20 protein-coding genes and 3 pseudogenes are annotated in these 25,258 nt (G+C 70.5%); 10 read left to right on the forward strand and 13 right to left on the reverse strand.

Annotation, left to right across the window (positions count from 1 at the left end; translation table 11 throughout):
- The 3 genes from BLU79_RS39150 to BLU79_RS39160 all read right to left on the reverse strand — a co-directional run bounded on the left by BLU79_RS39150 (window position 1) and on the right by BLU79_RS39160 (window position 4,139).
- A complete protein-coding gene (locus BLU79_RS39150; protein ID WP_093910794.1) occupies window positions 1-1,263 on the reverse strand; it encodes an ABC transporter substrate-binding protein in 1,263 nt (420 codons plus the stop codon).
- 199 nt (window positions 1,264-1,462) lie between these two features.
- Window positions 1,463-2,728, reverse strand: a complete 1,266-nt coding sequence (locus tag BLU79_RS39155) for an ROK family protein (RefSeq protein ID WP_093910795.1) — start codon at window positions 2,726-2,728, stop codon at window positions 1,463-1,465.
- Between the two features lie 157 nt (window positions 2,729-2,885).
- Window positions 2,886-4,139: an FAD-binding protein gene (locus BLU79_RS39160; protein ID WP_093910796.1), complete on the reverse strand. Its 1,254-nt coding sequence runs from the start codon at window positions 4,137-4,139 to the stop codon at window positions 2,886-2,888.
- 103 nt (window positions 4,140-4,242) lie between these two features.
- Between BLU79_RS39160 and BLU79_RS39165 the strand changes: the two genes are divergently transcribed.
- The 3 genes from BLU79_RS39165 (at window position 4,243) to BLU79_RS39175 (ending at window position 8,779) form a co-directional block, all read left to right on the forward strand.
- On the forward strand, window positions 4,243-5,250 hold the full coding sequence (locus BLU79_RS39165) for a hydroxyacid dehydrogenase (protein WP_093910797.1): 1,008 nt from the start codon (window positions 4,243-4,245) through the stop codon (window positions 5,248-5,250).
- A gap of 463 nt (window positions 5,251-5,713) precedes the next feature.
- Entirely contained in the window at window positions 5,714-7,042 is a 1,329-nt protein-coding gene (locus tag BLU79_RS39170; protein ID WP_093910798.1) for a radical SAM protein, read from the forward strand.
- Between the two features lie 231 nt (window positions 7,043-7,273).
- Window positions 7,274-8,779, forward strand: a complete 1,506-nt coding sequence (locus tag BLU79_RS39175) for a cellulose-binding domain-containing protein (RefSeq protein ID WP_093910799.1) — start codon at window positions 7,274-7,276, stop codon at window positions 8,777-8,779.
- Here BLU79_RS39175 and BLU79_RS47920 read toward each other — a convergent pair.
- Genes BLU79_RS47920 through BLU79_RS39185 form a run of 3 tightly spaced genes read right to left on the reverse strand, consistent with a single transcriptional unit; the run spans window position 8,767 to window position 11,172 of the window.
- Entirely contained in the window at window positions 8,767-9,291 is a 525-nt protein-coding gene (locus BLU79_RS47920) for a hypothetical protein (protein WP_143052556.1), read from the reverse strand. The two genes, BLU79_RS39175 and BLU79_RS47920, sit on opposite strands and share 13 nt — an antisense overlap.
- Window positions 9,291-9,587 carry an early set domain-containing protein gene (locus BLU79_RS39180; RefSeq protein WP_093910800.1) on the reverse strand — a complete coding sequence of 99 codons (297 nt, stop codon included), beginning with the start codon at window positions 9,585-9,587 and terminating at the stop codon, window positions 9,291-9,293. Before BLU79_RS39180 ends, BLU79_RS47920 begins: the two co-directional genes overlap by 1 nt.
- Before the next feature lie 31 nt (window positions 9,588-9,618).
- The gene (locus BLU79_RS39185; RefSeq protein ID WP_093910801.1) at window positions 9,619-11,172 is read right to left on the reverse strand and encodes a hypothetical protein; all 1,554 of its coding nucleotides are present in this window, start codon (window positions 11,170-11,172) and stop codon (window positions 9,619-9,621) included.
- 371 nt (window positions 11,173-11,543) lie between these two features.
- On the opposite strand from BLU79_RS39185, the gene rsgA reads away from it, so the two are divergent.
- From rsgA to BLU79_RS48435, 4 genes are all read left to right on the forward strand, one after another.
- Window positions 11,544-12,632, forward strand: a complete 1,089-nt coding sequence (gene rsgA, locus BLU79_RS39190; protein ID WP_093910853.1) for a ribosome small subunit-dependent GTPase A — start codon at window positions 11,544-11,546, stop codon at window positions 12,630-12,632.
- A 165-nt stretch (window positions 12,633-12,797) separates the two neighbouring features.
- Window positions 12,798-14,198 carry a DNA-3-methyladenine glycosylase 2 family protein gene (locus BLU79_RS39195; RefSeq protein WP_093910802.1) on the forward strand — a complete coding sequence of 467 codons (1,401 nt, stop codon included), beginning with the start codon at window positions 12,798-12,800 and terminating at the stop codon, window positions 14,196-14,198.
- A gap of 2 nt (window positions 14,199-14,200) precedes the next feature.
- The gene (locus tag BLU79_RS39200; RefSeq protein ID WP_177001343.1) at window positions 14,201-14,710 is read left to right on the forward strand and encodes a methylated-DNA--[protein]-cysteine S-methyltransferase; all 510 of its coding nucleotides are present in this window, start codon (window positions 14,201-14,203) and stop codon (window positions 14,708-14,710) included.
- 178 nt (window positions 14,711-14,888) lie between these two features.
- The gene (locus BLU79_RS48435) at window positions 14,889-15,065 is read left to right on the forward strand and encodes a hypothetical protein (RefSeq protein WP_177001344.1); all 177 of its coding nucleotides are present in this window, start codon (window positions 14,889-14,891) and stop codon (window positions 15,063-15,065) included.
- A 95-nt stretch (window positions 15,066-15,160) separates the two neighbouring features.
- Here BLU79_RS48435 and BLU79_RS48440 read toward each other — a convergent pair whose 3' ends face one another.
- Entirely contained in the window at window positions 15,161-15,679 is a 519-nt protein-coding gene (locus BLU79_RS48440; RefSeq protein ID WP_177001345.1) for a hypothetical protein, read from the reverse strand.
- Between the two features lie 294 nt (window positions 15,680-15,973).
- Here BLU79_RS48440 and BLU79_RS39210 point away from each other — a divergent pair.
- Window positions 15,974-17,232 (forward strand): annotated as a pseudogene (locus BLU79_RS39210) (NF041680 family putative transposase); the annotation flags it as partial.
- Window positions 17,233-17,383: 151 nt separating this feature from the next.
- Here BLU79_RS39210 and BLU79_RS39215 read toward each other — a convergent pair.
- A complete protein-coding gene (locus tag BLU79_RS39215) occupies window positions 17,384-18,295 on the reverse strand; it encodes a LysR family transcriptional regulator (RefSeq protein WP_093910804.1) in 912 nt (303 codons plus the stop codon).
- A gap of 75 nt (window positions 18,296-18,370) precedes the next feature.
- Here BLU79_RS39215 and BLU79_RS39220 point away from each other — a divergent pair, with 75 nt between their 5' ends.
- Both BLU79_RS39220 and BLU79_RS39225 read left to right on the forward strand, forming a co-directional pair.
- A complete protein-coding gene (locus BLU79_RS39220; protein WP_093910805.1) occupies window positions 18,371-19,117 on the forward strand; it encodes a CTP synthase C-terminal region-related (seleno)protein in 747 nt (248 codons plus the stop codon).
- A 4-nt stretch (window positions 19,118-19,121) separates the two neighbouring features.
- Complete coding sequence (locus BLU79_RS39225) at window positions 19,122-20,054, forward strand: PLP-dependent cysteine synthase family protein (protein WP_093910806.1); 933 nt, start codon at window positions 19,122-19,124, stop codon at window positions 20,052-20,054.
- Window positions 20,055-20,295: 241 nt separating this feature from the next.
- On the opposite strand, the pseudogene BLU79_RS47630 reads toward BLU79_RS39225, so the two are convergent.
- From BLU79_RS47630 to BLU79_RS39245, 5 genes and pseudogenes are all read right to left on the reverse strand, one after another.
- A pseudogene (locus BLU79_RS47630) lies at window positions 20,296-20,382 on the reverse strand (IS5/IS1182 family transposase); the annotation flags it as partial.
- A gap of 85 nt (window positions 20,383-20,467) precedes the next feature.
- Window positions 20,468-21,162 (reverse strand): annotated as a pseudogene (locus BLU79_RS39230) (transposase); the annotation flags it as partial.
- Between the two features lie 81 nt (window positions 21,163-21,243).
- Window positions 21,244-23,577 (reverse strand): glycosyl hydrolase family 95 catalytic domain-containing protein, encoded by a 2,334-nt coding sequence (locus BLU79_RS39235; RefSeq protein ID WP_093910807.1) that lies wholly within the window; start codon window positions 23,575-23,577, stop codon window positions 21,244-21,246.
- A 98-nt stretch (window positions 23,578-23,675) separates the two neighbouring features.
- Window positions 23,676-24,158: a DUF456 domain-containing protein gene (locus tag BLU79_RS39240; protein WP_093910808.1), complete on the reverse strand. Its 483-nt coding sequence runs from the start codon at window positions 24,156-24,158 to the stop codon at window positions 23,676-23,678.
- Between the two features lie 109 nt (window positions 24,159-24,267).
- Entirely contained in the window at window positions 24,268-25,257 is a 990-nt protein-coding gene (locus tag BLU79_RS39245) for a helix-turn-helix transcriptional regulator (RefSeq protein WP_093910809.1), read from the reverse strand.
- Between the last annotated feature and the right edge of the window lies 1 nt (window position 25,258).

A 25,258-nucleotide genomic window follows, 5' to 3' on the forward strand; every position in this document is an offset into this window, starting at 1 on the left:
CTATCCGAAGAGCTTCTTGAGCTCGGCGTCGACCTTCTTCTCGCAGGCGTCGAGTGCGGCCTTCGGGTCACCGTCCTTGCGGACGGTGTTGGCGATCACGTCCCAGAACGCGGCGATCATGGCCTGGGTCCAGCCGATGTTGTCGAAGTGACCGAACTCGTTGAAGAGCTTGACGCCCTCGGCCGGCAGGCCGGACTTCAGCTTGGTCGCGGACTCGGCGAGGGACGTGCGCGGCGGGATGTGGAAGCCGTAGGAGGTGGCGAAGTCCTCCTGGTACTTCTTCTGCTCGATCCACAGCCACTTGACGTATTCCTTGGCCGCTTCGACGTTCTTGCCCTTGGCGTTGACGAACATCGACCAGCCGCCGTTGTAGACCGACTGCTTGCCGGCGGAACCGACCTTCGGGAAGGGGAAGATGCCGATGTCGTCGCCGAGCGCCTGCTGCATGGCCGGCATGGCCCACATGCCGCACCACTGGATCGCGGTCAGGCCCTGGATCAGGGCCGACGGGTCCCACGAGTCGGCGGGGGCGTCGAGGAGCAGGTTGCCGCTGGTGAAGAGACCGCGCAGCTGCGTCAGGCCGTCGGCGACGGCGTCGGTGTTGAAGGCGGGCTTGTTGTCCGCGGTGAGGGTGTCGGCGCCGGCCGACCAGATCAGCGGGCGGTCCACCGAGGTCAGGTCGTTGCCGAGGAAGATGCCCTTGACCTTGCTGGTGGTCAGCTTGTCGGCGGCCTCGATCAGCTCTTCCAGCGTGGTCGGAACCTCGACCTTCGCCTTCTCGAACAGCGAGGGCCGGTAGAAGAGGAACTGCGGGTCGTCGATCATCCGGACGCCGTATATCTTGCCGTCGACCGTGTGCGACTTGATGTCGGCCGGATTGAAGTCGTCCTTGACCGGCTCGATGATGTCGGTCAGGTCCGCCACCTGACCGCTCTTGACCATCTGGATCTGCGGGTGGAACTCGAAGACGTCGGGCGCGTTGTCGGTGAGCAGCGCGGCGAACAGCTTCTGCTCGAAGTTGTTGCCGGTGATCCACTGCGTGGTCACGTCGGCCTTGTCGTAGGCCTTCGCGTACTTCTTGACGGCCTGCTCGACACCGGCCTCGCCGTACGCGTGGAAGTACTGGACGAGTCCGTCGCCCGAACCACCCCCGCTCCGCCCGGTGTTGCTCCCGCACGCGGCCAGTCCGCCGGCGGCGGCCAGACCCAGCGCGGCCCGCAGTGCGGTACGGCGGTCGAAGTTCCTGCTGCTCAATGCCGACATGCTGACGTCCTTGTCTCGAGTGCGGCTGCGCCCTGCGCCGAAGGCTGGAGCGGCTCAGCGCCAGTTGGCTCAAAAGGGGTTGCGGTGCGGGACGTTAACCTTCGGCTAAGGCTTCGGCAAGGGGTTGGACGAAGTCTGCACGAAGCGTTGCGCGACGTTCGGAATACCGGACGTAACGGGGCCGCGTCCCTGTCCGCCGTCATGCGGGTGGTGCGGTACGACTCCTTGCGTGGGCGGTGCGTTTCGCCGTCCTGTGCCCCACCGACGCGGTCTTCTGGCCGACCGACTGCAGCGCTCCCTCCAGCGCGAACGTCGCCGCGCCCAGGCAGACCGGGTCGGTGGGGATGGGGGAGAGGACGATCCGGGTGGCGGCCAGGGGCCGCCTGAGCGCGTGCCGGGCGACGGCCTCGCGCACCTCGTGCAGCAGCGGTTCGCCGAGGGTCGCGGCGACCCAGCTGCTCAGCACGACGACTTCGGGGTTGAACAGGTTCACCAGGTCGGCGATGCCCGCACCCAGATAGCGGGCGGTGTCCCGGACCACCTTGAGCGCCACCGGATCGTGCGCGGCGACCCCACGGGCCAGGGCGTCGATCGTGGCCGTCTGGTCCTCCGGGTGCAGCAGGGCGCTGTCGGCGGCCAGCTCCCGAAGGTTCACCATGATCCCGGGCGCGCCGACGTACGTCTCCACGCAGCCGTGGTTGCCGCAGTGGCAGAGCCTCCCGTCCAGCACGAGCGTCGTATGGCCCCACTCGCCGGCGCTGTTGCTCACCCCCCGGTGCAGCCCGCCGCCGAGCACGAGCCCGGCGCCCACACCGGTGCCGAGGTTGACCACCACGGCGTCCCCGCTGCCGCGCACGGCACCGAACCACAGCTCGGCCACCGCGCTGGCGCGCAACGGGTTGTCCATGTACAGGGGGTAGGCGATGTGCTCGGCGAGCAGGGCCAGCAGCGGCACGTCGTGCCAGTCCCAGTTGGGCGCGTACTCGGAGACGCCGGTGTCCCGGTCCACCTGCCCCGGCACGCTCACCCCGACGCCGAGCACCCGGGCGCCCTCCACACCGGCCTGCGCGACCACCGACCCGACGGCGGCGGCGACATGGCCGACGACCTGCTCGGGGCGGCTCTCGCCGGGGCGCATGTCCTCGTCGGCGCGGGCCAGGACGTTCAGTGCGAGATCGAACAGCTCGACGCGGACGTACGTCTCCGCGATGTCGACGCCGATCAGCGCCCCGCCGGACGCGTTCACGGCCACCAGCCCCCGCGGGCGGCCCCCGGCCGAGTCCTCGAACCCGACCTCCGTGATCATCCGGAGGTCGAGCAGCTCGCCCACGAGGGTGGCGACCGTGGCGAGACTGAGGCCGGTGGCGCCCGCCAGCTCCTGCCGGGAGGTGGGCGACGTGGCGATGATCTGGCGCAGCACCTCGTAGCGGTTCGCGGTGCGGATGTCACGTGATGTGCGCTTCACCGGGCGTGCCCCCGTCCCTTCGGGTCCAGGCCGGGTCGACGTCGGCACCGGCGCGGCGCAAGGCTATGGCGTGCGCCGCCTTTCGACAAGGGGTTAGGAAAGGGGCTGTAGAAAGTCTTTCCCCTGGAAGGACCCGGTGTGGGGGTACTGGCAAGTATCAGCCGTCGAGGACGTCCCGCACAAACACGTTGGCGAACTTCCCCGCCGGGTCCAGTTCCCGCGCCAGCGCCCGGAAGTCGGCCAGCCGCGGAAACCGCCCGCGCAGCACCTCCGCCGGCACCGCGAACACCTTCCCCCAGTGCGGGCGCGGCGCGAAGGCGTCCAGCGTGTCCTCCAGCAGCCGCACCACCGGCAGAACGGCCGCGGTGTCCTCGATCCAGGTGAAGTGCAGCGCCACGGTGTCCTGCCCGTAGGAGGGGCTGAGCCACTGTTCGTCGGCGGCGACCCTGCGCACCTCGCAGGTCTGCAGCACGGGGGCGACCGTCTCCCGGATCCCGTCGACGGCCCGCAGCGCCTCCACGGCGTACCGGCTCGCCAGCAGATACTCCGACTGCAGCTCGGCCCCGCTGCTCGGCGTGAACTCCGCCCGGAAGTGCGGCAGCCGCTGGTGCCACGGCCCCGGCACCCCGAACTGCTCGGTGCAGTTGACCGCGGGCATCCCCGGCACCGGGTGCAGCTTCTCGGTGGCGGGCGCGGCCCACGGGAAGTCGGGCAGCGGCTGGTCGGTGCGCCGCTTGAGCCACACCTGCCGGAAGCCGGGTTCGCGCCAGTCGGTGAAGAGGCTGACGCTGTACGCCGACGCCATCACCGTCTCGAACGCCGCCAAGTCCAGTCCGTCCAGGGGGAGTTCGGTGAAGAGGTGCTGCTCGACGTCGAAGGACGGCTCCAGGTCGAGGGTGAGCGCCGTGACGACACCGAGGGCGCCCAGCGACGTGACGGCGCCGCCGAACCGCGGGTCGTCCCGGCCGACGGTCACCACCGAGCCGTCCGCCGTGACCAGCTCCACCTCCCGCACGGACGTGGCCAGCGAGCCGTTGCCGACCCCCGACCCGTGGGTGCCGGTGGCGACCGAGCCGGCCACCGAAATGTGCGGCAGGGAAGCCATGTTGGGCAGCGCCAGGCCGTGCGCGTACACCGCGCGGGCGAGTTCGGCGTACCGTACGCCGCCCGACACCCGGACCGTACGGGCCTCGCGGTCCACGTCGATCGCCGGCGGCAGGGCGGCGATCGACAGCAGGACGCCCTCGGGGCCCGGCTCGGCGATCTCATTGAAGGAGTGCCCGCTGCCCAGCACCCGCACCCTCTCGCTCCCGGCCACCAGGGCGCGGATCGCGTCGAGCGAGTACGGCCGATGCAACTCCTTGGCGGAGTAGGTGATGTTGCCCGCCCAGTTGGTGATCGTCTCGGTCATCCTTGCCGTCCTTCAAGGTGAGTGCGTGTGCGTTGACCCTCTCATCTGCGGCTGCCTACGGTAGAGACCGCTTTCTCACTTCGCAGAGCCGGAGGCCACGTCCTTGACCCAGCGGCCGCACGCCATGTTCGCCATGTCCGCCGAGAACGTGCCGCAGGTCTTCCCGCCGGAGGTGCTGGCACGGCTGCGGGAGTCGGTGGACATCGACCCCGGCCTGGTGGCCGAGGACTTCACGGACCCTCGCCTCGCGGACGTCCTCGCCCGCACCGAGATCCTCGTCACCGGCTGGGGCTGCCCCCGCCTCGACGCCTCCGTCCTCGACGCCGCCCCGAAGCTGCGGGCGGTCCTGCACTCGGCCGGCTCGGTCAAGGGCCTCGCCACCCCCGAGCTGTGGCGGCGCGGCATCGTGGTGAGCTCGGCGGCGGTGGCCAACGCCGTACCCGTCGCCGAGTACACCCTCGCCATGATCCTGCTCGCCGGGAAGGACCTGTTCGCGGCCCGCGACCGCCTGCGCACCGAGCGCGCCTTCCCCGGCTGGGGCCTCGTCCCCGGCATCGGCAACCACGGCCGCCGGGTCGGAGTGATCGGGGCCTCGCGCATCGGTCGCAAGGTGATCGAGCTGCTGCGCCCCTTCGACCTGGTCGTCGGCCTGACCGACCCATACGTCGACGAGGCGGGCGCCACCGCACTCGGCGTACCGCTCCTCCCGCTGGACGACCTCCTGCGCACCTCGGACATCGTGACGATCCACGCCCCCGAGACCCCCGAGACCCGCCACCTCATCGGCCCCCGCGAGCTGGCCCTGATGCCCGACGGGGCGGTCCTGATCAACACCGCGCGCGGCCGCCTGCTCGACCACGACGCCCTGATCGCCGAACTCCGCACCGCCCGCCTCTCCGCGATCCTCGACGTCACCGACCCCGAGCCCCTGCCCGCCGACTCACCTCTGTACGACCTGCCGGGTGCCTTCGTCACCCCGCATCTGGCGGGCTCCCAGGGCAATGAGGCCGCCCGCCTGGGGGTCGCGGTGGTGGCGGAGGCGGAACGGCTGGTGGCGGGTGGGGAGGTGGCGTACGGGGTCGATCCCGCGGTGCTGGGGCGGGAGGCATGAGTCGCGGCGAGGACCCGCGTCGGTGCGCGGCGGGCTGACCGGCGGTCGCGGGGCACTGCCGGTCCCTCAAGAGGGCACCGGTCGGCCCAAGAGGCACCGATTGCCCCGGGCGGTCGCCCCATATCCGGCGCGCGGCGCTTCAACGGCTCGCCGGCCGCCGTGGACGGCGCACCCCCGTACGTCCGCCGGGGCCTCGTGGTCGTCGGAACGCCCCGCCTGCCGGTGCGGGCGCGGACGGACGGGAACTCGATCGACAGCGACCCGGGGGACATGGGCCCGAAGCCACCCCCACGACCACCCCGTACTCCCTCTCACGCCTCGCCACGACCGCCCGAAGGGGACCCGGCGCCGCTCACGCCCGGGCGGGGGCATACCGTGAGGAGTCGTACGCCAGAGAGCCTGTGTCATGTCCCCGACCGGGCGTGGAACATGACACAGGCTCTGAGCCGGGAGGAGATTACGGATGGGCAGCCGCACCGCACTGGTCGAGGATCTGATGGAGCGATTCCCGCACGTACCGCGGGAAGCCGTCTTCAAGGAGGATCTGCTCCGGGGTGGGGTGGCCTTCGATCCATCAGCCCTCAGTGACAACGAGGACGGCGAGGTCAAGCCGAAGTCGTACTTCATCTTCTCCTTCGACCACGGCACCCTGCCCGAGCTGGGCGAGGCCGCGCTGCGGCGACCGCCGGAGGAGATCATCCTGACCGGCGGGCCGTACGACCTGCGGCGCACCGTCGTCTCGGTGCGGGTGAACCCGGCGTCGCCGTATCGCGTCGCCGCCGATGACGACGGGGTCCTCGGCCTCTACCTCGACGGCAAGCGGATCGCCGACGTCGGTGTGCCGCCGATGCCGGAGTACTACCGGCACACCCTCGCCAACGGGAAGTCGGTCATGGAGGTCGCCCCGACCATCCAGTGGGGCTACCTCATCTACCTCACCGTCTTCCGGGTCTGCCAGTACTTCGGCGCCAAGGAGGAGTGCCAGTACTGCGACATCAACCACAACTGGCGCCAGCACAAGGCCGCCGGGCGCCCGTACACCGGGGTGAAGGACGTCGAGGAGGTCCTGGAGGCCCTGGAGATCATCGACCGGTACGACACGGCGAAGGCCTCCACCGCCTACACCCTCACCGGCGGTGCCATCACCAAGACGGTCTCCGGACGCGACGAGGCCGACTTCTACGGCCACTACGCCAAGGCCATCGAGGAGCGCTTCCCGGGCCGCTGGATCGGCAAGGTCGTCGCCCAGGCGCTGCCGCGCGACGACGTGCAGCGCTTCAAGGACTACGGCGTGCAGATCTACCACCCCAACTACGAGGTGTGGGACGAGTACCTCTTCAAGATGTACTGCCCTGGCAAGGAGCGTTACGTCGGCCGCGACGAGTGGCACAAGCGGATCCTCGACTCGGCGGAGATCTTCGGCGCACGCAACGTCATTCCCAACTTCGTGGCGGGCGTGGAGATGGCGGAGCCCTTCGGCTTCACGACCGTCGACGAGGCCATCGCGTCCACCACCGAGGGCCTGCGCTTCTTCATGTCCCAAGGCATCACGCCCCGGTTCACCACCTGGTGCCCCGAGCCGACGACCCCGCTCGGCAAGGCCAACCCGCAGGGCGCGCCGCTGGAGTACCACATCCGCCTGCTGGAGGCGTACCGCGCCACCATGGACGAGTTCGGCCTGTCTTCGCCCCCCGGCTACGGCCAGCCCGGTCCCGGCCGCGCGGTGTTCTCCGTCAGCTCCTTCATGGACAGCCTCCCGGCGGACGAGTCCGCGACGGTACAGACGGATTGAGACGGATTGAGACGGACTGAATTGGAGGATCGAAGGCACGGGTGAGACGGACGGGGCTCGCGTCCGTACAAGTGGCTGGAGTCGCGGGGGCGCGACGGTCTGTCATGACATCTGAACACAGCGCTTGTCAGTTGTGTTGAAGACGTGAAAAGCTCATGCCCTGCCGCGAGGTTCCCCCCAACTCCATTGCCGATATGGCGAGTTGACCTCGCACATGGATGCAGGAGTCTCATGCCCGACCTGCCGACCCCCCAGGACGCCACCGAGGCCGCGCTGTTCTCCGAGTGCTGGGACGCCGTGCTGTCTTACGCCGATCTGTGCACGGCCGGCTCCTCCGCGGCCGGCCAGCTGGCCGCGGAGGCGTTCTCGTCCGGCATACGCGAGGCCCGCGAGGCCGAGACCGTGACCTTCAGGAGCGCGGGCCGCCGCCCGGCCCGTCTACCCCGGATCCCTCTCCTCCTGACCGCCGTACGTACCACGGCGGCGGCGTGGGAGGAGGCGGGCCAGGGCCACAAGCTTGACCCAGACCTGCGCCTGTGGCTCAACTCCGACAAGGCCGCCCGCTACACCGGACCCCCGCTCCAGCGCCCGATCGCGCTGCGCGCACTGCGCGACATGCAGGAACCGGACGCCGCGCTGCTGTGGCTGGCCGAGGTGGAGGCGTTGCCGCTGTCCGTCGTGGCCCGCCGGCTCGGCCTCGACCCGGACGCCGTGTCCGAGGAACTCGCCCAGGTCCGGGGCCTGTTCAGGGACCGCAGCCAGCGCAACCACCTCGACACGCCGATGGACGCGCGCTGCCGCAGCTATGCCCGCCTCCTCGACGCCGTCACCCGCTCGACGGGCGCCGACACCCCGGACGACCTCTCCCGTCACCTCGCCACCTGCGTGCAGTGCGCCGAGGCCGCCGCCTGTCTGCGCCTGCACGGCGGCGGACTGCCCGGTGCCCTCGCCGGAGGTGTGATCGGCTGGGGCGGCCTCGCCTACCTGGAGCGCCGCCGCCGGGCCGCCGAGGTGCGCCTCGGCGCCGGACGCCCCGACCGGGGGGACTTGGACGCGGGCCCGCCGAACCCCGGGGCGCACAAGGCGCGCGTCGTGCGCAACGGCCTCCTCGTCGCCGCCGTCCTCGTCTCCGCGCTCGCCCTCGCGGTGTCGGTGATGCCCGCCGGCTCCACCGGCGACGGCGCCCCCGCGGGCGGTGACCCCGCCGACCGGCAGCCGGTCGCCGGCCCCGGCTTCACCGCACCGGTGACGTCCGCCACGCAGCCCGCGTCGGACTCGCCGGAACCGTCACAGACCACCCCGGGCGAGAAGTCCCCCGAGCCGAAGAACCCCGACCCGGAGCCCCAGGGCACCACGTCGTCCAAGGCCGAGGAGGACGCCCCGGACCCGTCCCCGAGCGAACCGTCGACCTGCAGCGTCCGGTACGACCTCGTCAACGAATGGCCCGACGGCTTCCAGGCCACCGTCACCGTCACCACCGAACAGGCCCTCGACGGCTGGCGCGTCGCCTGGTCCTTCCGCGACGGCCAGGAGGTCGGCCAGATGTGGGACGCGAGCTTCGCCCAGAACGGCTCCCGGATCACCGCCAAGGCCGCCGAATACAACAGGACGGTCCCCGCGGACGGCAAGCTCTCCTTCGGGTTCATCGCCTCTTGGGAGGGCGAGAACTCGGCGGCGTACGACTTCGCGGTGAACGGGCGCGACTGCGCGACGGCCGATACGGGTCAGTTCGACTGAGCGGTCGCGACCGCCAGGCGGACGTAGCGTGCAAGTTCGTCATCAGTGACGGGTGATCCCACGACAATGCGCACCGGTGGGGCGTCCGGATCTTCTCGGGGCACCTCGATGACGACTGAAGAAGAGACCGGTGGATAGGGAAGATCACTTCGTACCTCGCGCCACTGTCGCCATGCCCATCGGAGAAAACCGACAGCGGCGTCGGTCACGATGCCTACACCGATGGCCGCGATCAGCTCTATCCCCGTCTCGTGCTCGACAGCGAGCAGGTTCAGTTCTCCGTTGCTCACGTCCCAAGCCCGGTGTAACTCGCCGTGGCCCGGTCGTGAGGCATCTCGTGTCTCTATGCCGCCTATCTGTACGGCGTGCCAGTTGCCGAGGAGGTGAGTGAAGAACTGTGGGTAGCCGGCGTTCGAGTCGCTCAACAGGTTTCCGTGGGGATCGAGGGAAGCGAACTTGATGCGCAGGGGCGCTGCCTGCTCAAGCTTCCGTGCCTCGTCGAGAGTGATCATCAGGCCTCCTGGGACAGGACGAGCGCGCTGTACGGCCCGAGCCCGACCGTCCCGGAGCAGGGCAGGTCGTCACGCCCCGGCCCGTCCGCCGAGAGGTCGCCGTTCGACCCGGTCATCGGGGGAGCGTAGGGGTCGGTCCGCCACAGGTGGGCGCCGTCCGCCGCCGTGATCACGTACTTGTACTCATCACCCGGCTTCACCCCGGGCACGTCCGCGTACCAGTATCCGCCGTCCTCGTACGGCATGGATCCCATTCCGGGGCGGTGGGAAGGAGCCGACGTATGCGTATCGCTCATCACTGCCTCCGTTCGGAGAGCCGAAGTTCCGTCAGAAGCCGGAGAAGACACGTCGGAACAGGTCCGTGGCCTCGTCGGCCCAGCCGAGGACACCCAGGGTCGAGTCCAGGTTTCCCGGCGGCAGGTTGATCAGGGTGTCGTTGCGGATGAGGCGGTCGAAGTCGACGAGCACCGGGTCCTGGCGCGGGGTGCGTCCGTCGGGCCGGAAGAACCGGACACCGGCCAGCCGCATCACACTGATCAGTGCCTGGGCGAGGATGCCGTACCCGACCGTCGTCGGATGGACCCCGTCGAGCGAGAACAGGCCGCCGTCCACGCGCCGTTCTCCCTCGCCGGCGAGGAAGTGGGAGTTCGGCGGCGGGGTCAGCGCCCGCAGTGCCGGCGGCAACTCGTACGGCCGCCACCAGTCCGGACAGGCGGACGGGTCCTCGGCGTACCGGCGGGACGCGAGTCGGTCCAGCAGGCCGCAGGTTTCCAGCAGATACCAGTCCTTGCCCGTCCGCCGGGCGTTGCGGACCTCCGCGGTGATCGCGTCGTTGTACTCGTCGATGGCGTCGTCGACCTGCCGCGCCTGGTCACCGGTGATGTGCGGGTCCTGTCCGGGGTCGAAGTCGTCGTCGCCGATCCACGGGCGGGTGTAGTACGGGAAGTACCGCGAACCCCGCGCGGTCTTGCCCTGCACGCCGCGCGCGATCGGCGCGATGGTGACGTGCGGGACCGTGCACCAGATGACATGCCGCGCCTTGATCCCGGCGACCTCGGCCGCCACCTTGCGCAGTTCGGCCTCGAAGTGCTGTGGGCGCCAGACGGTGAAGGGCCCCTTGCGGGACAGGTCGTCGTAGCCGTCCTCGCTCCAGACCACCCTGAGTTCTGTCACGGCCCGCAGGGCGTTGTTCGCGCCGAGGAAGACGACCAGCGTCTCGATCCCGTGCTCGGAGCCGGTGCCGTCGGTCTCCTCCCCGAGCCGGGTTGCCGCGCCCAGTTGGGTCAGGGACCTTGCCGCCGGGGGCTGGGTGGGCAGTACCCGAAGGGCGGCGCGCTCGCCGGCGTTCTGGACGATCTGCTTGACCAGGTCGTCCTTCGGCACGTCGATGCTCTTACGGCACTCGTCCGCGGACTTCGAGAGCGCGTCCCGCAGATCCCACCCGAACACCGCGAGGTTGTGCATGATGGCGGTGGTCGAGGGGACGGTGAGGCCGTCCCCCCGCTCGTTGTAGTCCTCCACCTGGTCCATGAGCCTGCGGACCCGGAACAGCGCGAACGGCACCTCCCACAGGTCCACGGTCCGCCCGTAGCGGTCCTCCAGGTCACGCAGAAGCAGCTCGATGTTGAACGGCAGCCCGCCGAAGCCCTCGTAGAGGGGGTACCGGAACTTCTCGACGCACCCCAACTCGTACGCGACGATCGCCGGATACGACAGACCGGTAGAGAAGATCGCTCCGCTCTGGAAACCCTGCGTCAGGGAATCCCCTATCGCGACCAGACGGTGCTTCGGCTCTCCCTGCCAGTCGTTGTGCAGCTCGACCCCCACCCTGGGGTCGGTCTCGGGCGCCCGTGGCCCCTGGCGGCGTACGGAGTCGGCCATGATTCCCCCTGGCCCGTCGCGGCGCACCGACCGTGCCCTCGCGGGGCTTGTTCCTGCGTAGCGCAGCTCGGCGCGAGGCGGCACATCCCGGACCAGAGATACGCAAAACTCGGTGCCTCGCCGCGGTAAAAAATGGCTGGCCGTGCTCTGGAGCCTGTCGCTAGGGTGTCCATTGATCCGGTAGCGGCTGGTGGCCGCTGTTGTTCGCCGAGCATGGACTGGGAGGTGTGACCGATGGCTGTCGTTGCGATGGGCGCTGCCCGCATCCAGAAGTTCATCAAGTCCACCTCCGTGGCTTCCGGCTGACCTCACCTGATCTCTCCGCGTCCTGCGACGCGGCTGCCGGTGCCGCCCTTGTGAAGGGTCACCCGTTGACTTCCACCTCTGTTTCCGCGTTGGCTCCCTATGGCTGGGACTCGGCCTGGGCCGACGCGTTCACCCCGTACGACGCCGAGGGGTTGCTGCCCGGGCGCGTCGTGCGGGTCGACCGTGGGCAGTGTGACGTCATCACCGCCGACGGTGTCGTACGAGCCGACACGGCCTTCGTCACCCCGCACGATCCGCTGCGCGTCGTGTGCACCGGGGACTGGGTCGCCGTCGAACCCGCGGGCAATCCGCGTTATGTACGGGAGTATCTGCCGCGCCGTACCGCCTTCGTACGCTCCACCTCCTCCAAGCGGTCCGAGGGGCAGATCCTCGCCGCCAACGTCGATCACGCCATCGTCGCCGTGTCGCTGGCCGTCGAACTCGACCTCGGTCGGATCGAGCGGTTCCTCGCGCTGGCCTGGGAGTCGGGGGCGCAGCCCGTCGTGGTCCTCACCAAGGCCGACCTCGTGCCGGACGCGGTGACGTTGTCGCATCTCGTCCAGGATGTCGAGACCACGGCGCCTGGGGTGCCCGTGCTCGCGGTCAGCGCTGTGGACGGGGACGGGCTCGATGTGCTCGTCGCGCTCGTGTCCGGCGGTACGTCCGTGCTGCTCGGGCAGTCCGGCGCGGGCAAGTCGACGCTCGCGAACGCGCTGCTCGGCGAGGACGTCATGGAGGTCCAGGCCGCGCGTGACGTCGACGGCAAGGGGCGTCATACGACCACCACACGCAATCTGCTCGCCCTGCCCGGGGGCGGGGTCCTGATCGACACCCCGGGGCTGCGCGGCGTCGGGCTCTGGGATGCCGGGGCGGGCGTCGGCCAGGTCTTCTCGGAGATCGAGGAGCTGGCCGAGCGGTGCCGCTTCCAGGACTGCGCGCACGAGGCCGAGCCGGGGTGCGCCGTGCTGGCCGCGATCGACGCCGGTGAGCTGCCGGTACGGCGGCTGGAGAGCTACCGCAAGCTGGTGCGGGAGAACCAGTGGATCGTGGCCAAGACGGATGCGAGGGTCCGTGCGGAGCTCAGGCGGGACTGGAAGCGGAAGGGGGCGGAAGGGCGCGCGGCGATGGAGGCGAAGCGGGGGCGTTGGCGATAAGGGTTCCGGAGTCTGCGTGGCCGTATCTGGGGGCTGCCGCCCCCAGACCCCCGCTTCGGCCCTGAACGGGCCTCGTCCTCAATCGCCGGACGGGCGGGCCGGCCAGTGCCATGTCCGTTTTCCGCTAGCCGTACCCCTCGCTCACGGCGGACACTGGACACCGTGATGGACCAAGACACCAGGTACGAGGCGGTCCGCAGCCGGGACGGTCGTTTCGACGGCGAGTTCTTCTTCGCCGTCGAGACGACCGGCATCTACTGCCGCCCCAGCTGCCCGGCGGTCACCCCGAAGCGGCACAACGTGCGGTTCTTCCCGACCGCCGCCGCCGCGCAGGGCTCGGGATTCCGGGCCTGCCGACGGTGTCGGCCGGATGCCGTGCCGGGGTCCGCCGAGTGGAATGTGCGGGCCGATGCGGTGGGGCGGGCGATGCGGCTGATCGGCGACGGGATCGTCGACCGGGAGGGCGTCGCCGGGCTCGCCGCGCGGCTCGGCTACAGCGCCCGGCAGGTGCAGCGGCAGCTCACCGCCGAGCTGGGCGCCGGGCCGGTGGCGCTCGCCCGTGCCCAGCGGGCGCACACCGCGCGGGTGCTTCTGCAGACCACCGAGCTGCCGATCACCGAGATCGCGTTCGCCTCCGGGTTCGCCAGCGTGCGCCAGTTCAACGACACGATCCGGGACGTGTACGCGTCGACGCCGAGCGAGCTGCGGGCCGCCGCCGTACCGAAGGGCGGCCGAGGCGCCCGGCGTGCGGGCACTCCGTCGGCCGGGATACCGCTGCGGCTGGCGTATCGGGGCCCGTATCAGAGCGGCGCCGTCTTCGAGCTGCTGGAGCGCGAGGCCGTGCCCGGAGTGGAGGTGGTGACCGGGCTGCCGGGACGTCGGACCTACCGGCGCACCCTCCGCCTTCCCCACGGCACCGGAATCGTCGCCGTCGACGAGCGGACCGGTGCCTTCAGGGCGCAGGGCGGCGCCCACCCGGGCGGCTGGCTCGACGCCCGGCTCCACCTCACCGACCCCCGCGACCTGACCACCGCCGTCCACCGGCTGCGGCGCCTCTTCGACCTCGACGCCGATCCGTACGCCGTCGACGAGCGGCTCGGCGTCGATGCCCGGCTCGGGCCGATGGTCGCCGCCTGGCCGGGGCTGCGCTCGCCCGGTGCCGCCGACCCGGAGGAGCTGGCGGTTCGGGAGCTGGTCGGTCCGGCGGAGGCGGAGCGGCTGGTGGTGCGGTACGGCAAGGCGCTCGACTCGCCCTGCGGCAGCCTCACCCATCTGTTCCCCGAACCGGCGGTCCTCGCCGAGGCCGAGCCCGACGGCCCCCTGGGCGCGCTCGCCGCCGCCCTCGCCGACGGTGCCGTACGACTGGACCCGGGGGCGGAGCGGGACGCCGCGCAGGACGCGCTGCTCGGTCTGCCCGGGCTGGACGCCCGTACCGTCGCCGTCATCCGCACCCGTGCCCTCGGCGACCCGGATGTCGCCCCGCCCGGCGTCGAAGTCCCCGACAGCTGGCGCCCCTGGCGCTCCTACGCATGGCAACACCTGCGCGCAGCAGGGGAGTTGGAGTAAGCATGACCTCCCTGACCACCACCCACTGGACCGAGCTCGACAGCCCGCTCGGCCGCATCCTCCTCACCGCCGACCCGACGACCGGCGCCCTGACCTCCCTCTCCGTGCCGGGACAGAAAGGCGGCCGCACCGTCCAGGACGGCTGGCGCCACGACCCCGCGCTCTTCCACGCGGCCGAGGAACAGCTCGCCGCCTACTTCGCCGGTGAACTCAAGGAGTTCCAGCTGGAGTTGCACAGCGAGGGGAGCGAGTTCCGGGAGCGGGTCTGGGCCGCCCTCGGCACCGTTCCGTACGGGGCGACGACCACGTACGGCGAGATCGCCGCGCGGATCGGTGCGTCCCGCGCCGCCGTTCGGGCCGTGGGCGGCGCGATCGGCGCCAACCCGCTACTGGTCCTCCGTCCGTGCCATCGCGTGATCGGCGCCGACGGGTCACTGACCGGGTTCGCGGGCGGCCTCGAACGCAAGGTGCGGCTGCTCACGCTGGAGGGGGCGATTCAGGGCACCGGGTGACCCACCGCGGATGGATGCGGATGACCTCCTTCGAGGTACTGCGCGTGTGCGACCGGACGGGCCGGGATGCGGAGGTGCTGTCGTGGCACACGCTCCCCGTGCCGCCGGGGCCACATCGCGAAGATCTCCATTGCGAAGCACTGGCAGCGCCTGGGCCGGCGCCTGGTGCTGCGGCGCCATGCGGGGGACGGGGGACTTCCACTGGACGACGACCGGCCAGTCACCCGAAGCCCAGCGCTTCCTGCCGATCCTCGCCCGCGGGACCGGCGCGGCCTTCACACAGCGCGAGCCCGTCTGCGGCCATATGAAAGCCGCCGCCCACGGCCACCCGAAACCGCGGTTCGAGCGCCACTGATACGCCGGACAAGCCCTTCGGGGTCCGGGCTATGGCTCGGCCCTCGAAGTTCAACGCCGCGCCACAGCCCCGGTCGGGCTACGGCGGGCTCCGCATCACGGACTGTTACTGGCGTGGCTCGCGGTTAGCGTCTCTGCGGCGGCCGGACTGAAGACTCCTTGCCGCAGTGACATGCGTGCGTGGGCGGGCGAGACGTGCGTGGCTCTCCCGCGCCGACCGTTGCCGCGGTCGGCGACCAACAGCGCGCACACGCTCGGTGGCACCCGCCTCGTCCGCCTCGTCCCCCGGAAGTCTCCGCGGACCACCATGACGATCGTGGCAGCGATGGCACTCACGGACACGGCCAGTCCGCCCAGGCTGGTGATCGCGCCGGTCGCCCAGTGCCACAGGTCCACGATCCAGGAGAACGGACCGTTGTCGGTGGGTGGCGCTGCCACGTCGACGCGCGCCGTCACGGGCGGCTTCTCGATGAGCACCAGGCTGCTCTCGCGGAAGTAGGCGGTCACGGTGAGAGCAATGCTGACCTTCCCGGGACGCTGCGCCCTCACGTCCCACACCCAGGTTGCCTCGTCGCTTGCAGAAAGGACGTTCTGGCGTTCCGACGACAGCGGCATGCACCGCACCCCCGCGCCCGCACAGTGCCGTTTCACCCCGATCTGACCACCAGCACTCACCGGGGTCTCAGCCTCGCCGGGCCTGGTCCCGCGCCAACTGCCCAGGACGTCGACTCGGAACAAGCGCGGCTCAGTACCTGCCACAAGCCCCAAGGATCTGACATCCGTGTAGACCAACTGGCCCTCAAAGAGCTGCTGGCGGGCCCTGTTGATCTCCTCGGCGTAGCTCTTCTGATCTCCCAGCCCGCCACTGCGGTACACACGGAACACGCCAAAGGAAAGGGCGACCATGACGAGCACCGGCGCGGGCACGGCGCCATGTACGACGCGTTGAACCGCGGGAACGTCGATGTGTCCCGGCTGCGGCAGGTGCTGGCCGGTCTGCCCATGCCGCAGGCCGCCGACGGGCGCTTGGTCCTCGCGGTCGACATCAGCCACTGGCTCCGCCCGGACGCGCCGACCAGCGCCGACCGCTTGTTCTGCCACGTCTACGGCCGCAGCGGCCGGTCCTCGGAGCAATTCGTGCCCGGCTGGCCGTACTCCCTTCTTTGCCGCCCTCGAATCAGGCCGGACGTCCTGGTGCCAACTCCTGGACGCTGTCCGCCTGGGGCCGGCCGACGACGTCGCCGAGGTCACCGCCGCGCAGGTCCGCCGGGTGGTCACGGACCTCCTTGAGAGGGGGCGGTGGCACGTCGGCGACCGCGACATCCTGGTCGTCTTCGACGCCGGATACGACGCCCCGCGCATGGCCCACCTTCTGCGCGGGCTGCCGGCGGAGGCGCTCGGACCGGGTGATGCGCAAGCCGGTCCCGGTACCGTGGACCTCGCCGCCGCAGGGCGGGCACCCGCCGAAGCACGGCAAGGAGTTCCGCTTCACCAAGCCGGAGACCTGGGGCGCTCCGGACGCGGCGACGACGCAGGTCACCGACAGGTATGGCACCGCCCGCGCGATGGCCTGGAACCGCATCCACCCGAGGCTGACCACCCGCTCCGCGTGGATCGACCACACCGGTGAACTCCCGTTCATCGAGGGCACGTTGATCCGCCTTCAGGTCGACCGCCTGCCCGGCGGCAATGACCCGCTGCCCGTCTGGTTGTGGTCCTCCGTCACCGGCCTGACCGGCGAGGGCGTCGACGTGCGCTGGCAGGCGTTCCTGAGGAGGTTCGACCTGGAGCACACCTTCCGGCTGATGAAGCAAACCCTCGGATGGACCCGACCGAAGCTCCGCACCCCCGAGGCCGGCGACCGCTGGACGTGGCTCGTGATCGCCGCCCACACCCAACTCCGGCTCACCCGCGAAGCCACGGCGGATCTCCGCCGCCCCTGGGGGAGGCCGGCCGAGCCCGCACGGCTTACCCCAGCCCGAGTCCGCCGGGGGTTTCGGAACCTCCGTCCGCACCTCGCCTGTCCGGCCCGTGCACCGAAACCCTCAACACCCGGACCGGGAAGGCCACTTGGCTCCAGGAATCGCCGCCCGGCGACCCGCTGTGACGTCGGGAAAACGACCAGGCGACCCGAGAGCATCATCGAGCGCGACAGCCTCAGAGGTTAAAAGACAAGCTGAGAAGCTGTGTCAGAACCGGTGATCTGTGACGGTCCATGACTGGTTGACCGGTCGGTGGAGCCGGGCGTCGCAGGTCCTGTGGGGGCCGGAATCGGCCATGCCGGCTCGGAGTCTGGTGATGTTGGTACGCGGTCGAGGGTCAGTGTCGGCCTGTTACGGCGTGCCGGTGGATCGCCGCCGTGAGCGTCGTGGCGGGACCCGTCAGGCTGCCGTGGACGAGTTCGGTGCGCTGGACGAGGTGGGGAGTCGAGAGCGGGACACCGGTCACATCGGGTTCGCCCTCTCGGTGGTGTTGCACGGCGGACGCGGGAAGCAGGGCGAGCCCGGCGCCGGCCGCGACGAGGGCTAGGAGACCGCGCAGATCGGTGCCGTCGCAGCGGAGGCTGGAGTGGAACCCGTCGGTGCGTGCGAGGGCCCGCAGCCGGTCCAGCGGTGTGGCGACGTCCGGTGCGTCGATCCAGACAGCGTCAACGAGATCCTCCAGACGGAGCCAGCTACGGCTTGCCAGGGGGTGCGTGCCGGGCAGGGCCACAGCGACGGATTCTTCGGTCAGGGCGACCGTGGTGAGCGGACCGCTGTCGAGCAGGCGGAGCGGGTCGCTGGCGGCGGTGACTCCGTCGACGAGACCAAGGTCCGCGTCGCCGTTGGCGACGGCCTCGAGGACACCATCACGGCCCATGGTTCTCACGACGATCGTCAATCGCGGCATCGAGCGCTGCAGTTCGGTGAGTCTGGCGATGGTGTGCCGGACGTCGGCGAGCGGCGACGCCCCGAGGGTCAGACGGGCCGGCGGTTCGCCTGACAGGCGCTGGACGTCGGTCCGGGCGGCGTTGAGACGCAGCAGGATCGGCGTGGCGTGCTCCAGCAGGCGCTGCCCGGCCTCGGTCGGGATGACCGGGCGACGATGCAGCAGTTGCACCCCGAGGTCCTTCTCCAACGCGGCGACCTGCTGGGAAACCGCGGACTGGGTGTAGCCGAGGTCGCATGCGGCGTCGGAGAAAGACCCTTTACGGGCTACCGCCACGAAAGTGCGCAGGAGGTTGACGTCCATGACTATAAGTATCTCTGATACTTCAACGACGATTTCTCGTTGGACTAATAACTGCGGCCTGCGCACGATGAGCCCATGGAGAGCAACGACGAGACACATACGGCGAAGGTGGCACTCGTGGGCGACCGGTCGCCGCACGTACGGTCCCACACGCGGATACCCCTCCTGCTGGAAGCCCTGCGGCAGCGGGACGGAATTGCCTTGGACGCCTACTGGGTACCGACCGAGGAGGCGCACGCCACCAGGCTGGACCAGTTCGACGGCATCTGGCTGCTGCCCGGCAGCCCGTATCGCAGCGAGACCGGCGCGCTCCAGGCGGCCCGTACCGCCCGGGAAAACGGCATCGCCTACCTCGGTACCTGCGGTGGGTTTCAACACACACTGCTGGAGTTCGCGCGCAACGTCTGCGGGCTCACCACCGCCGGGCACGCCGAGAACACTCCGAACGCAGAGAGCCCGCTGATCGCACCCCTGGCCTGCTCCCTCGTCGGGCACGAGGGCATGGTCAGCATCACCCCGGGCTCGGCGGCCGAACGTATCCTCGGCGTGGACCGGACCGTGGAGCGCTACCACTGCGGGTACGGGCTCAATCCCCAGTACCTGGATGTCCTGTCCGCGCACGGCATGCGGTTCACCGGTCACGACGGCCCCGAGGTGCGCATCGCCGAACTACCAGGACATCCCTTCTTCCTGAGCACGCTCTTCCAACCCGAACTCGCCATCGATGACGGGCGGCGTCATCCGATCGTGCGCGCCTTCGCCTACGCCGCCGTCGCACACGCTGTGGGCGGGGCCGTGCCTGTCACAACCGGCAGAGGGTAAGGCGATGCGACCAGGAACGCTGGCCGCGATCGGCAACACGCCGCTCGTGGAACTGCAGCATCTCGCGCCCTCCACCGGTGCCCGGGTGCTGGTGAAGCTCGAATACCTCAACCCAACTGGCGCCATGAAAGACCGGCTGGCGTTGGCGATGGTCGAGGGAGCCGAACGTGACGGCAGGCTCATGCCGGGGATGACGATCGTCGAGTACACCGGCGGCAGCACCGGCCCGGGGCTCGCGCTGGTCTGCGCGGTCAAGGGGTACCGGCTCAAAATCGTCACGTCGGCCTGCTTCAGCGACGAGCCGCGGCGGCTGATGCGGGCACTCGGCGCCGACGTGGAGGTGCTCGACGCCGCCATCGCACCCGGTACGGTCACGCCGGCCGACATCGACGCGATGCGTGTCCGCGCGGCCGACCTCGCCCAACAACCGGGCCACTACTTCACCGACCAGTTCAACAACCCGTATGTGGTCGCCGGTCTGCGCGACGGACTCGGCATGGAGATCCTGAACCAGAGCGCGCACCTGCCAGTGACAGCGTTCTGCACCGGTATCGGCAGTGGCGCGTCCCTGCTCGGTGTGGCAGCAGCGATCCGTCGACGCGACCCGCGCACCCGAATCGTCGGCTTGGAGCCGGCCGGATCGCCAGGTATCACCGCCGGCACCCAGGGCGTCTTCGCGATGCAGGGCTGGAGTGGCTTCGCCCCACCGCTGTTCGACATTGACGCCGTCGACGCGGTCGACATCGTCAGCGACGACGACGCGTTTGCGACAACGTCCCGCCTGGCCGAGGAGGAAGGCATCTTCACCGGTGTCTCAGGCGGTGCCAACGTCCATGGGGCGGTGCGCCTCGCGGCCCAGCTGCCGCGAGAGACAGCCGTCGTCACGCTGGCACCCGACTCCGGCTACAAGTACCTGGGTAGCGGCCTCTTCGGTTAAGCCAGTCGTCAACGGGTGCAGTTTCTCAGCTCTCCCTTGGCGAGACTGGCTGAGCCGGCAACTTGAACCTCTGGCTGCGCTTCTGGCGGTGGTCTCCTACGGTGTCGTCACGACCTTGGGGTGGCGATGGGCTCGTTGTCCGAGATGGACCGCCGCACTCCCGGCGGCGGAAAGGCGACCGTCATGTACGCCCGCGACAAGCGCCACGCCGGCAACGGTCCCAAGCAGGCAATGAGCCTTTTCAGCGTTGCCGCTCCAGGGTGAGAACCGCTGCCGCGATTGACGTCATTCGATTCGGGCTGCACCGGGACCTGCGGAAGATCCGCCACGGCCATGGCGTGGAATGTCTCGGGAGCCCCGGTCACCCAGTCGCGGGGGGCCTTGTTCCCGGAAGACATCCATGGCCTGTTCATCACTTGGAGTGCGGCCTGGCAGGCGATCGCGAGCTTGTCCGTTCGCGTGGCAAGGCCGCGCCACTGCCCCAGGCGATTGATGCACCGCTCGACGGTGTTCCGCTGCTTGTATGCCTCGGCATCGAAACCGGACGGACGGCCGCCTCGGCGTCCCTGTCGCTGGCGGTGGCCGATCTGGTCGGACGGCTGTGGGATGACCGCGCGGATGCCCCGGTGCCGCAGGTGGCCGCGGATGGCACGGGAGGAACACGCGCGGTCGGTCAGGGCAACCAGTGGCCGGGTCCGTGGCCTGCCCACGTCGCCTCGGGGCACGTGGGTGCGGGGCATCACCGTCTCGAAGGCGGGTACGTCACCAGCCTGGCCCGCGGTGACGGTGAAAGCTAAAGGCCGTGCTCCGGCAGCGTGCTGGTGAGCCCGGACGACGGTGGAGTCCATCGGCACCGTCCAGTCGATGTCGTCGTCGGCGTCCGCGCTGCCAGGACGGCGGCGAGGATCATCTCCCAGGTGCCGTCGACGGCCCATCTGATCGGCCGTTTGCGGGCGGTCTGGAACGAGCCGGGCTTGTCGGGGAGGTCCCGCCAGGGTGAGTTGGTGCGGTACTTCCACGTGATGGCCTCAAGGGCGCGGCGGTGGTCGGCCCAACGCCGTCCGCGGACTGGATCTGCCGGCATCAGCGGCTCGATCCGGTCCCACATCGCATCGGTGATCACTAACCGGACAGGCGCATCCGATCAACTGACCAACCCATCGGAGGGACACGCGCTAGGTCCGTCGGCCTACTCCGTGCGCGGCAGCCCCCACGGGGGTGCCTCCGCGTTCGGCCGCACCGGGGCGATCCTCAGGTCCGGGCGGTCGCCGCGCGCGGTGATCAGGGCCGACCGGCCCTTCGGCAGGGCTATGCGGATCGCCCCCTCGTCGGTGTCGGAGTGCCGCAGTGGCCGGCCTCGGTCGTCCCGCACCTCGACCGGTCCGGTGATGCCGTGCCGTACGACGCAGGGGGCGCCCGCCTCGCTGGTGAGCCGCACCCAGCGGGTGGCCCCGCCCTCGCGGACCGCCGACAGCAGGAAGGCGCCCTGCGTGCGGAAGTCCTGCACCGTCAGGTCGGCCCAGGCGGCGGGGAGGGCCGGGAAGACGCGGATCACTCCGCCCCAGGACTGGCAGACCATGTCGTGCAGGGACTGGGCCGCCGACAGCGGGGTCTCGATGACCGGGCCCGACTCCTGGTACATGGTGTTGGGCTGGACGAAGCGGGACATCAGCTCGCCCAGGTACCTCAGCGCGTCCTCGCCCTTGCCGAGCAGCGCCGACATCGACGCCGCGCCGGTGAAGGTGTAGCCCTGCAGGGCACCTTCGAAGCCCACCCAGTGGGCCAACGACCGCTCGATCAGGGCGCGTTCGTCGGGCGTGCGGCCGGTCAGCTCGTACAGGGGGTACACCGCGAGCAGGTGCGAGTAGTGGCGGTGGGACTTCGCGAAGGGGATGTCCGCGCCGATCATGAAGCCGTTCGCGTCGGTCGGGTACGGCGCCCGCCTGGCCAGCACCTCGCGCCAGCGCGGCGCCGACTCGTCGTCGATGCCGAGGAGTTCGGCCGAGTCGAGGAGCGTGCGGCAGCCCCAGGTCAGCAGCATCAGGTCGTAGTTGCAGTCCCGTGAGTTGCCGCCGTACTCCGGGGAGAAGGTGGCCGGGAGGTGGAGTCGGCCGTCCGGGCCGGGCTCCAGGAAGTGCAGGTAGTAGGCGATCGCCTTGCGGAGCAGGGGGAAGAGGACGTCCCTGAGGATCGACTCGTCCATCGTGTGGCGGTAGCTGAGCCAGACGTTGTGCAGTGCCCAGGTGAGGTTGCCGACCTCGGGGGTCGGCGGATCCTGGCCGGGGATGCCGACGCCGTAGCCCATGAGGGTGCTGGTGGCGCCGTTGACCAGTTGGGGATCCGTGGTGCGCGGGATGCCGAGGGAGTCGGCGCGGTACGGGGCCGCCGTCTCCTTGGCCAGGTTGTCCCGGAACTCGCCGAGCGACCGGGTGATCGCGTCGAGTTCGAGATGGTTGGAGCCGTGGATCAGCCAGTACTCCAGCTGGGCGTTGAGGTTCCACCAGGTGTTGGGCCAGGGCGTGGGCTCCAGCCAGGGGCCGCAGGTCGCCATCACCGGGGCGTCGCGGCGGGCGGCGGAGGCGGTCTTGTAGAGCTGGATCCAGTAGAAGCGCTGGAGGCGGGCGTCGGGGACGGAGAGGAAGCTCTTGCGGTAGTAGGCGTGCCACCAGGCACGGTGCGTCAGCGCCAGGGCGGAGTAGGGGAGCGGACTCGCGCTGCGTACGGCCCTGAGCGCCCGGTCCAGCGCCGTCGTCCCCGGGTGCGAGTGCGCGACATGGACGTACAGCGTCCGCGCCGCGCCCCGGCGTCGCTCCCGCCACGCCGTCACGTGCTGCCCGCCCGCCAGCAGCGGCTGTACGGCGGCTGACACTCCGTCGTACTCGGCGACCTCGGCGGGTGGATTGCCCCGGTAGCCGTCGGGGAGCGGTTTGAAGGCCGCGCGGGGGCTGATCGCGTCCGCCGGGTGGAACACCCACCGGAAGCCGCGCTCACCCGCGCTCGGGGTGACCTCGATGGCGAGGACCGAGCGGTCGGTGTGGACCAGGGCGCGCAGGGCGAGCGTGCCCCGGTCCGTGGTGAGCGTGCCGGTCAGTTCGGCGTCCCGCAGGCCGAGCCGCCAGTCCAGGCCGGTGATCGTGCCCACCGGCTCCAGCGTGAAGTGGCCGATCGGGAGGCGGGCCAGCCCGAAGAGCGAGCCGTACTCGGGGCGGTGGTCCTGCACCTCGGAGTGCTGGACGTTGAAGCGGACGGCGCTCGTCTCGGCGCCCGGCTCGGCGTAGATGCCGGAACCGAGGAAGCCGTTGCCGAGGAAGGGGCCCTCGTACCAGGTCGTGGGCATGCGCTGCCAGACGAGGTCGGCGTCGGCGAGGACGGTGCGCCAAGGGTCGGAACGGGCGTCGTAGGTGGCCTTGCCGTCGGTTTCGGGGTCGGCCGCGCTTGCCTGGGCGGGGAGCCCGCCGGTGAGGAGGGTCCCGCCGAGAGCGGATCCGGTGGCGAGCACGGTACGTCTGGACGGGCTGGGCATTGCGCCTCCATCTGCACGGCGATTCATCGGAGCTATCTCGCGACGCAACGTAGAGAAGGGGTGTCGAACCGTCAATACAGCAGGAGAGACCCGATGTATCAGCCCCAGATCACCGCACCCAACCACGCCCCCGCGATCAGCTCGCAGGTGAACAGCTCCGTCAGCACGCTCGACCCGCCCGACCGCATCGCCGTCCGCAGCGCGGCCATCGCCTCGCCGTGGCGGCCGAGGCGGAGGCGTTCCTCGATGTAGATGCCGGCCATGAAGCCGGGGATCGCGCCCAGGACGGGGATCAGGAAGAAGCCGAAGAAGGATCCCGCTCCGGCGTACGCCGCCATACGACGGCTCGCCCAGCTCGGGCGCAGCCGGCGGGGCGGCAGTGCCCAGCGCACCACCTGGGCGAGGAACAGCGCGACGGTGGCCCCCACGAGCACCCCCCACGCGACCGGCTGGGGGTCCTTCAGCGCCCACCACATGATCGCCGCCCACACCAGCCACGACCCCGGCACCCCGGGCACCAGTACTCCGCACAGGCCGAGCAGGAGGACCAGGCCGACCAGCAGGAGGTCCCACACTCCCATCTGACCAGAGTGCCGGAGCCGACGAGAACGCGCAGATCAGCGATCACGCCGTCGGCGCATCCCCGTCATCCCCGATATCCGTGCTATCCCCGTTACCCCGCTATCCCCGTCACCCTTGTCGCTCCCGGGCCACCCACCCCCGCTCGTACGCGTGCCACCCCAGCTGCAGCCGAGTCGTCACCCCGGTCAGCTCCATCAGCCGCTTCACCCGGCGCTGCACGGTCCTGAGGCCCAGGTCCAGCTGCTTGGCCACGCTCGCGTCGGTCAGGCCGGCCAGCAGCAGGGAGAGCACCTCCAGGTCGGTCTCGTCGGGCCCGTCCGGCTGCTGCTCGGTGACGCCGGACGTGCCGAGCCGTACCGGCAGAGCCTCCCGCCACACCGACTCGAACAGCCCGGAGAGCAGCTCCAGGAGCCCGCTCGCGTGGACGACCAGCGCGGCCGGCTCCGAGGTGTGCGAGGTGAGCGGCACGAGGGCGAGGGTGCGGTCGGCGATCACCAGCTTGGTCGGGACCTGGTCCACGACCCGTACCTGCTCCTCGCGGCCGAGCGCGGCGGACAGCTCGGTGATGCCGTGCGGCTGGTCCAGGACGGAGCGCTCCAGGACCACCCGGTAGCGCACGCCGCGGTCGGCGGCCTGCTCCTCCGCGTCGTTCTCCATGCCGGTGACGGCGACGGGGCTGCCGGTGACCAGCGCGCACACCTCCTCGCTCGCCCCGAGCTGGAGCTGCAGAAACCGCTGCGACACCGCGGCCGCCCCGATCACCACCTCGACCAGGTCGTGCACGGCGGGCTCGCCGGCCCCCGCCCGGTACTCCTCGGCGAGCATCGCGGCGGCCAGCTCCGCCTTCTCCAGCTCGTGCCGCTGCTGGGTGAGCAGCGCGCCCAGCGCCACCCCGGGCGGTGCGGCGACCCAGCGGCCGGGGCGCGCGGAGGACTGGGCCGCGAGCCCGTGCCGCTCCAGTCGGCGCAGGGCGCGCTCGGTGTCGTACTCGCCGAGCGTCAGCCGCCGCGCGAGATCCGGAATGTCGGCGGCGCCCACGGACACCAGGGCCCGGTACGCGGACTCGTGCGTCTCGTCGAGACCAATCGCTCCCAGCATC

This window comes from Streptomyces sp. cf386 (assembly GCF_900103585.1).
Lineage (GTDB): Bacteria > Actinomycetota > Actinomycetes > Streptomycetales > Streptomycetaceae > Streptomyces.

What these genes read in the sequence shown, in the direction of transcription:
- BLU79_RS39245 (WP_093910809.1), bottom strand. Translation starts at nt 25,257, where the DNA reads ATGCTGGGAGCGATTGGTCTCGACGAGACGCACGAGTCCGCGTACCGG.
- BLU79_RS39160 (WP_093910796.1), bottom strand. Translation starts at nt 4,139, where the DNA reads ATGACCGAGACGATCACCAACTGGGCGGGCAACATCACCTACTCCGCC.
- BLU79_RS39225 (WP_093910806.1), top strand. Translation starts at nt 19,122, where the DNA reads ATGCGACCAGGAACGCTGGCCGCGATCGGCAACACGCCGCTCGTGGAA.
- BLU79_RS39170 (WP_093910798.1), top strand. Translation starts at nt 5,714, where the DNA reads ATGGGCAGCCGCACCGCACTGGTCGAGGATCTGATGGAGCGATTCCCG.
- BLU79_RS39175 (WP_093910799.1), top strand. Translation starts at nt 7,274, where the DNA reads ATGCCCGACCTGCCGACCCCCCAGGACGCCACCGAGGCCGCGCTGTTC.
- BLU79_RS39240 (WP_093910808.1), bottom strand. Translation starts at nt 24,158, where the DNA reads ATGGGAGTGTGGGACCTCCTGCTGGTCGGCCTGGTCCTCCTGCTCGGC.
- BLU79_RS39200 (WP_177001343.1), top strand. Translation starts at nt 14,201, where the DNA reads ATGACCTCCCTGACCACCACCCACTGGACCGAGCTCGACAGCCCGCTC.
- BLU79_RS47920 (WP_143052556.1), bottom strand. Translation starts at nt 9,291, where the DNA reads ATGATCACTCTCGACGAGGCACGGAAGCTTGAGCAGGCAGCGCCCCTG.
- BLU79_RS48440 (WP_177001345.1), bottom strand. Translation starts at nt 15,679, where the DNA reads ATGCCGCTGTCGTCGGAACGCCAGAACGTCCTTTCTGCAAGCGACGAG.
- BLU79_RS39220 (WP_093910805.1), top strand. Translation starts at nt 18,371, where the DNA reads ATGGAGAGCAACGACGAGACACATACGGCGAAGGTGGCACTCGTGGGC.
- BLU79_RS48435 (WP_177001344.1), top strand. Translation starts at nt 14,889, where the DNA reads ATGCGGGGGACGGGGGACTTCCACTGGACGACGACCGGCCAGTCACCC.
- BLU79_RS39235 (WP_093910807.1), bottom strand. Translation starts at nt 23,577, where the DNA reads ATGCCCAGCCCGTCCAGACGTACCGTGCTCGCCACCGGATCCGCTCTC.
- BLU79_RS39185 (WP_093910801.1), bottom strand. Translation starts at nt 11,172, where the DNA reads ATGGCCGACTCCGTACGCCGCCAGGGGCCACGGGCGCCCGAGACCGAC.
- BLU79_RS39195 (WP_093910802.1), top strand. Translation starts at nt 12,798, where the DNA reads ATGGACCAAGACACCAGGTACGAGGCGGTCCGCAGCCGGGACGGTCGT.
- BLU79_RS39215 (WP_093910804.1), bottom strand. Translation starts at nt 18,295, where the DNA reads ATGGACGTCAACCTCCTGCGCACTTTCGTGGCGGTAGCCCGTAAAGGG.
- BLU79_RS39180 (WP_093910800.1), bottom strand. Translation starts at nt 9,587, where the DNA reads ATGAGCGATACGCATACGTCGGCTCCTTCCCACCGCCCCGGAATGGGA.
- BLU79_RS39150 (WP_093910794.1), bottom strand. Translation starts at nt 1,263, where the DNA reads ATGTCGGCATTGAGCAGCAGGAACTTCGACCGCCGTACCGCACTGCGG.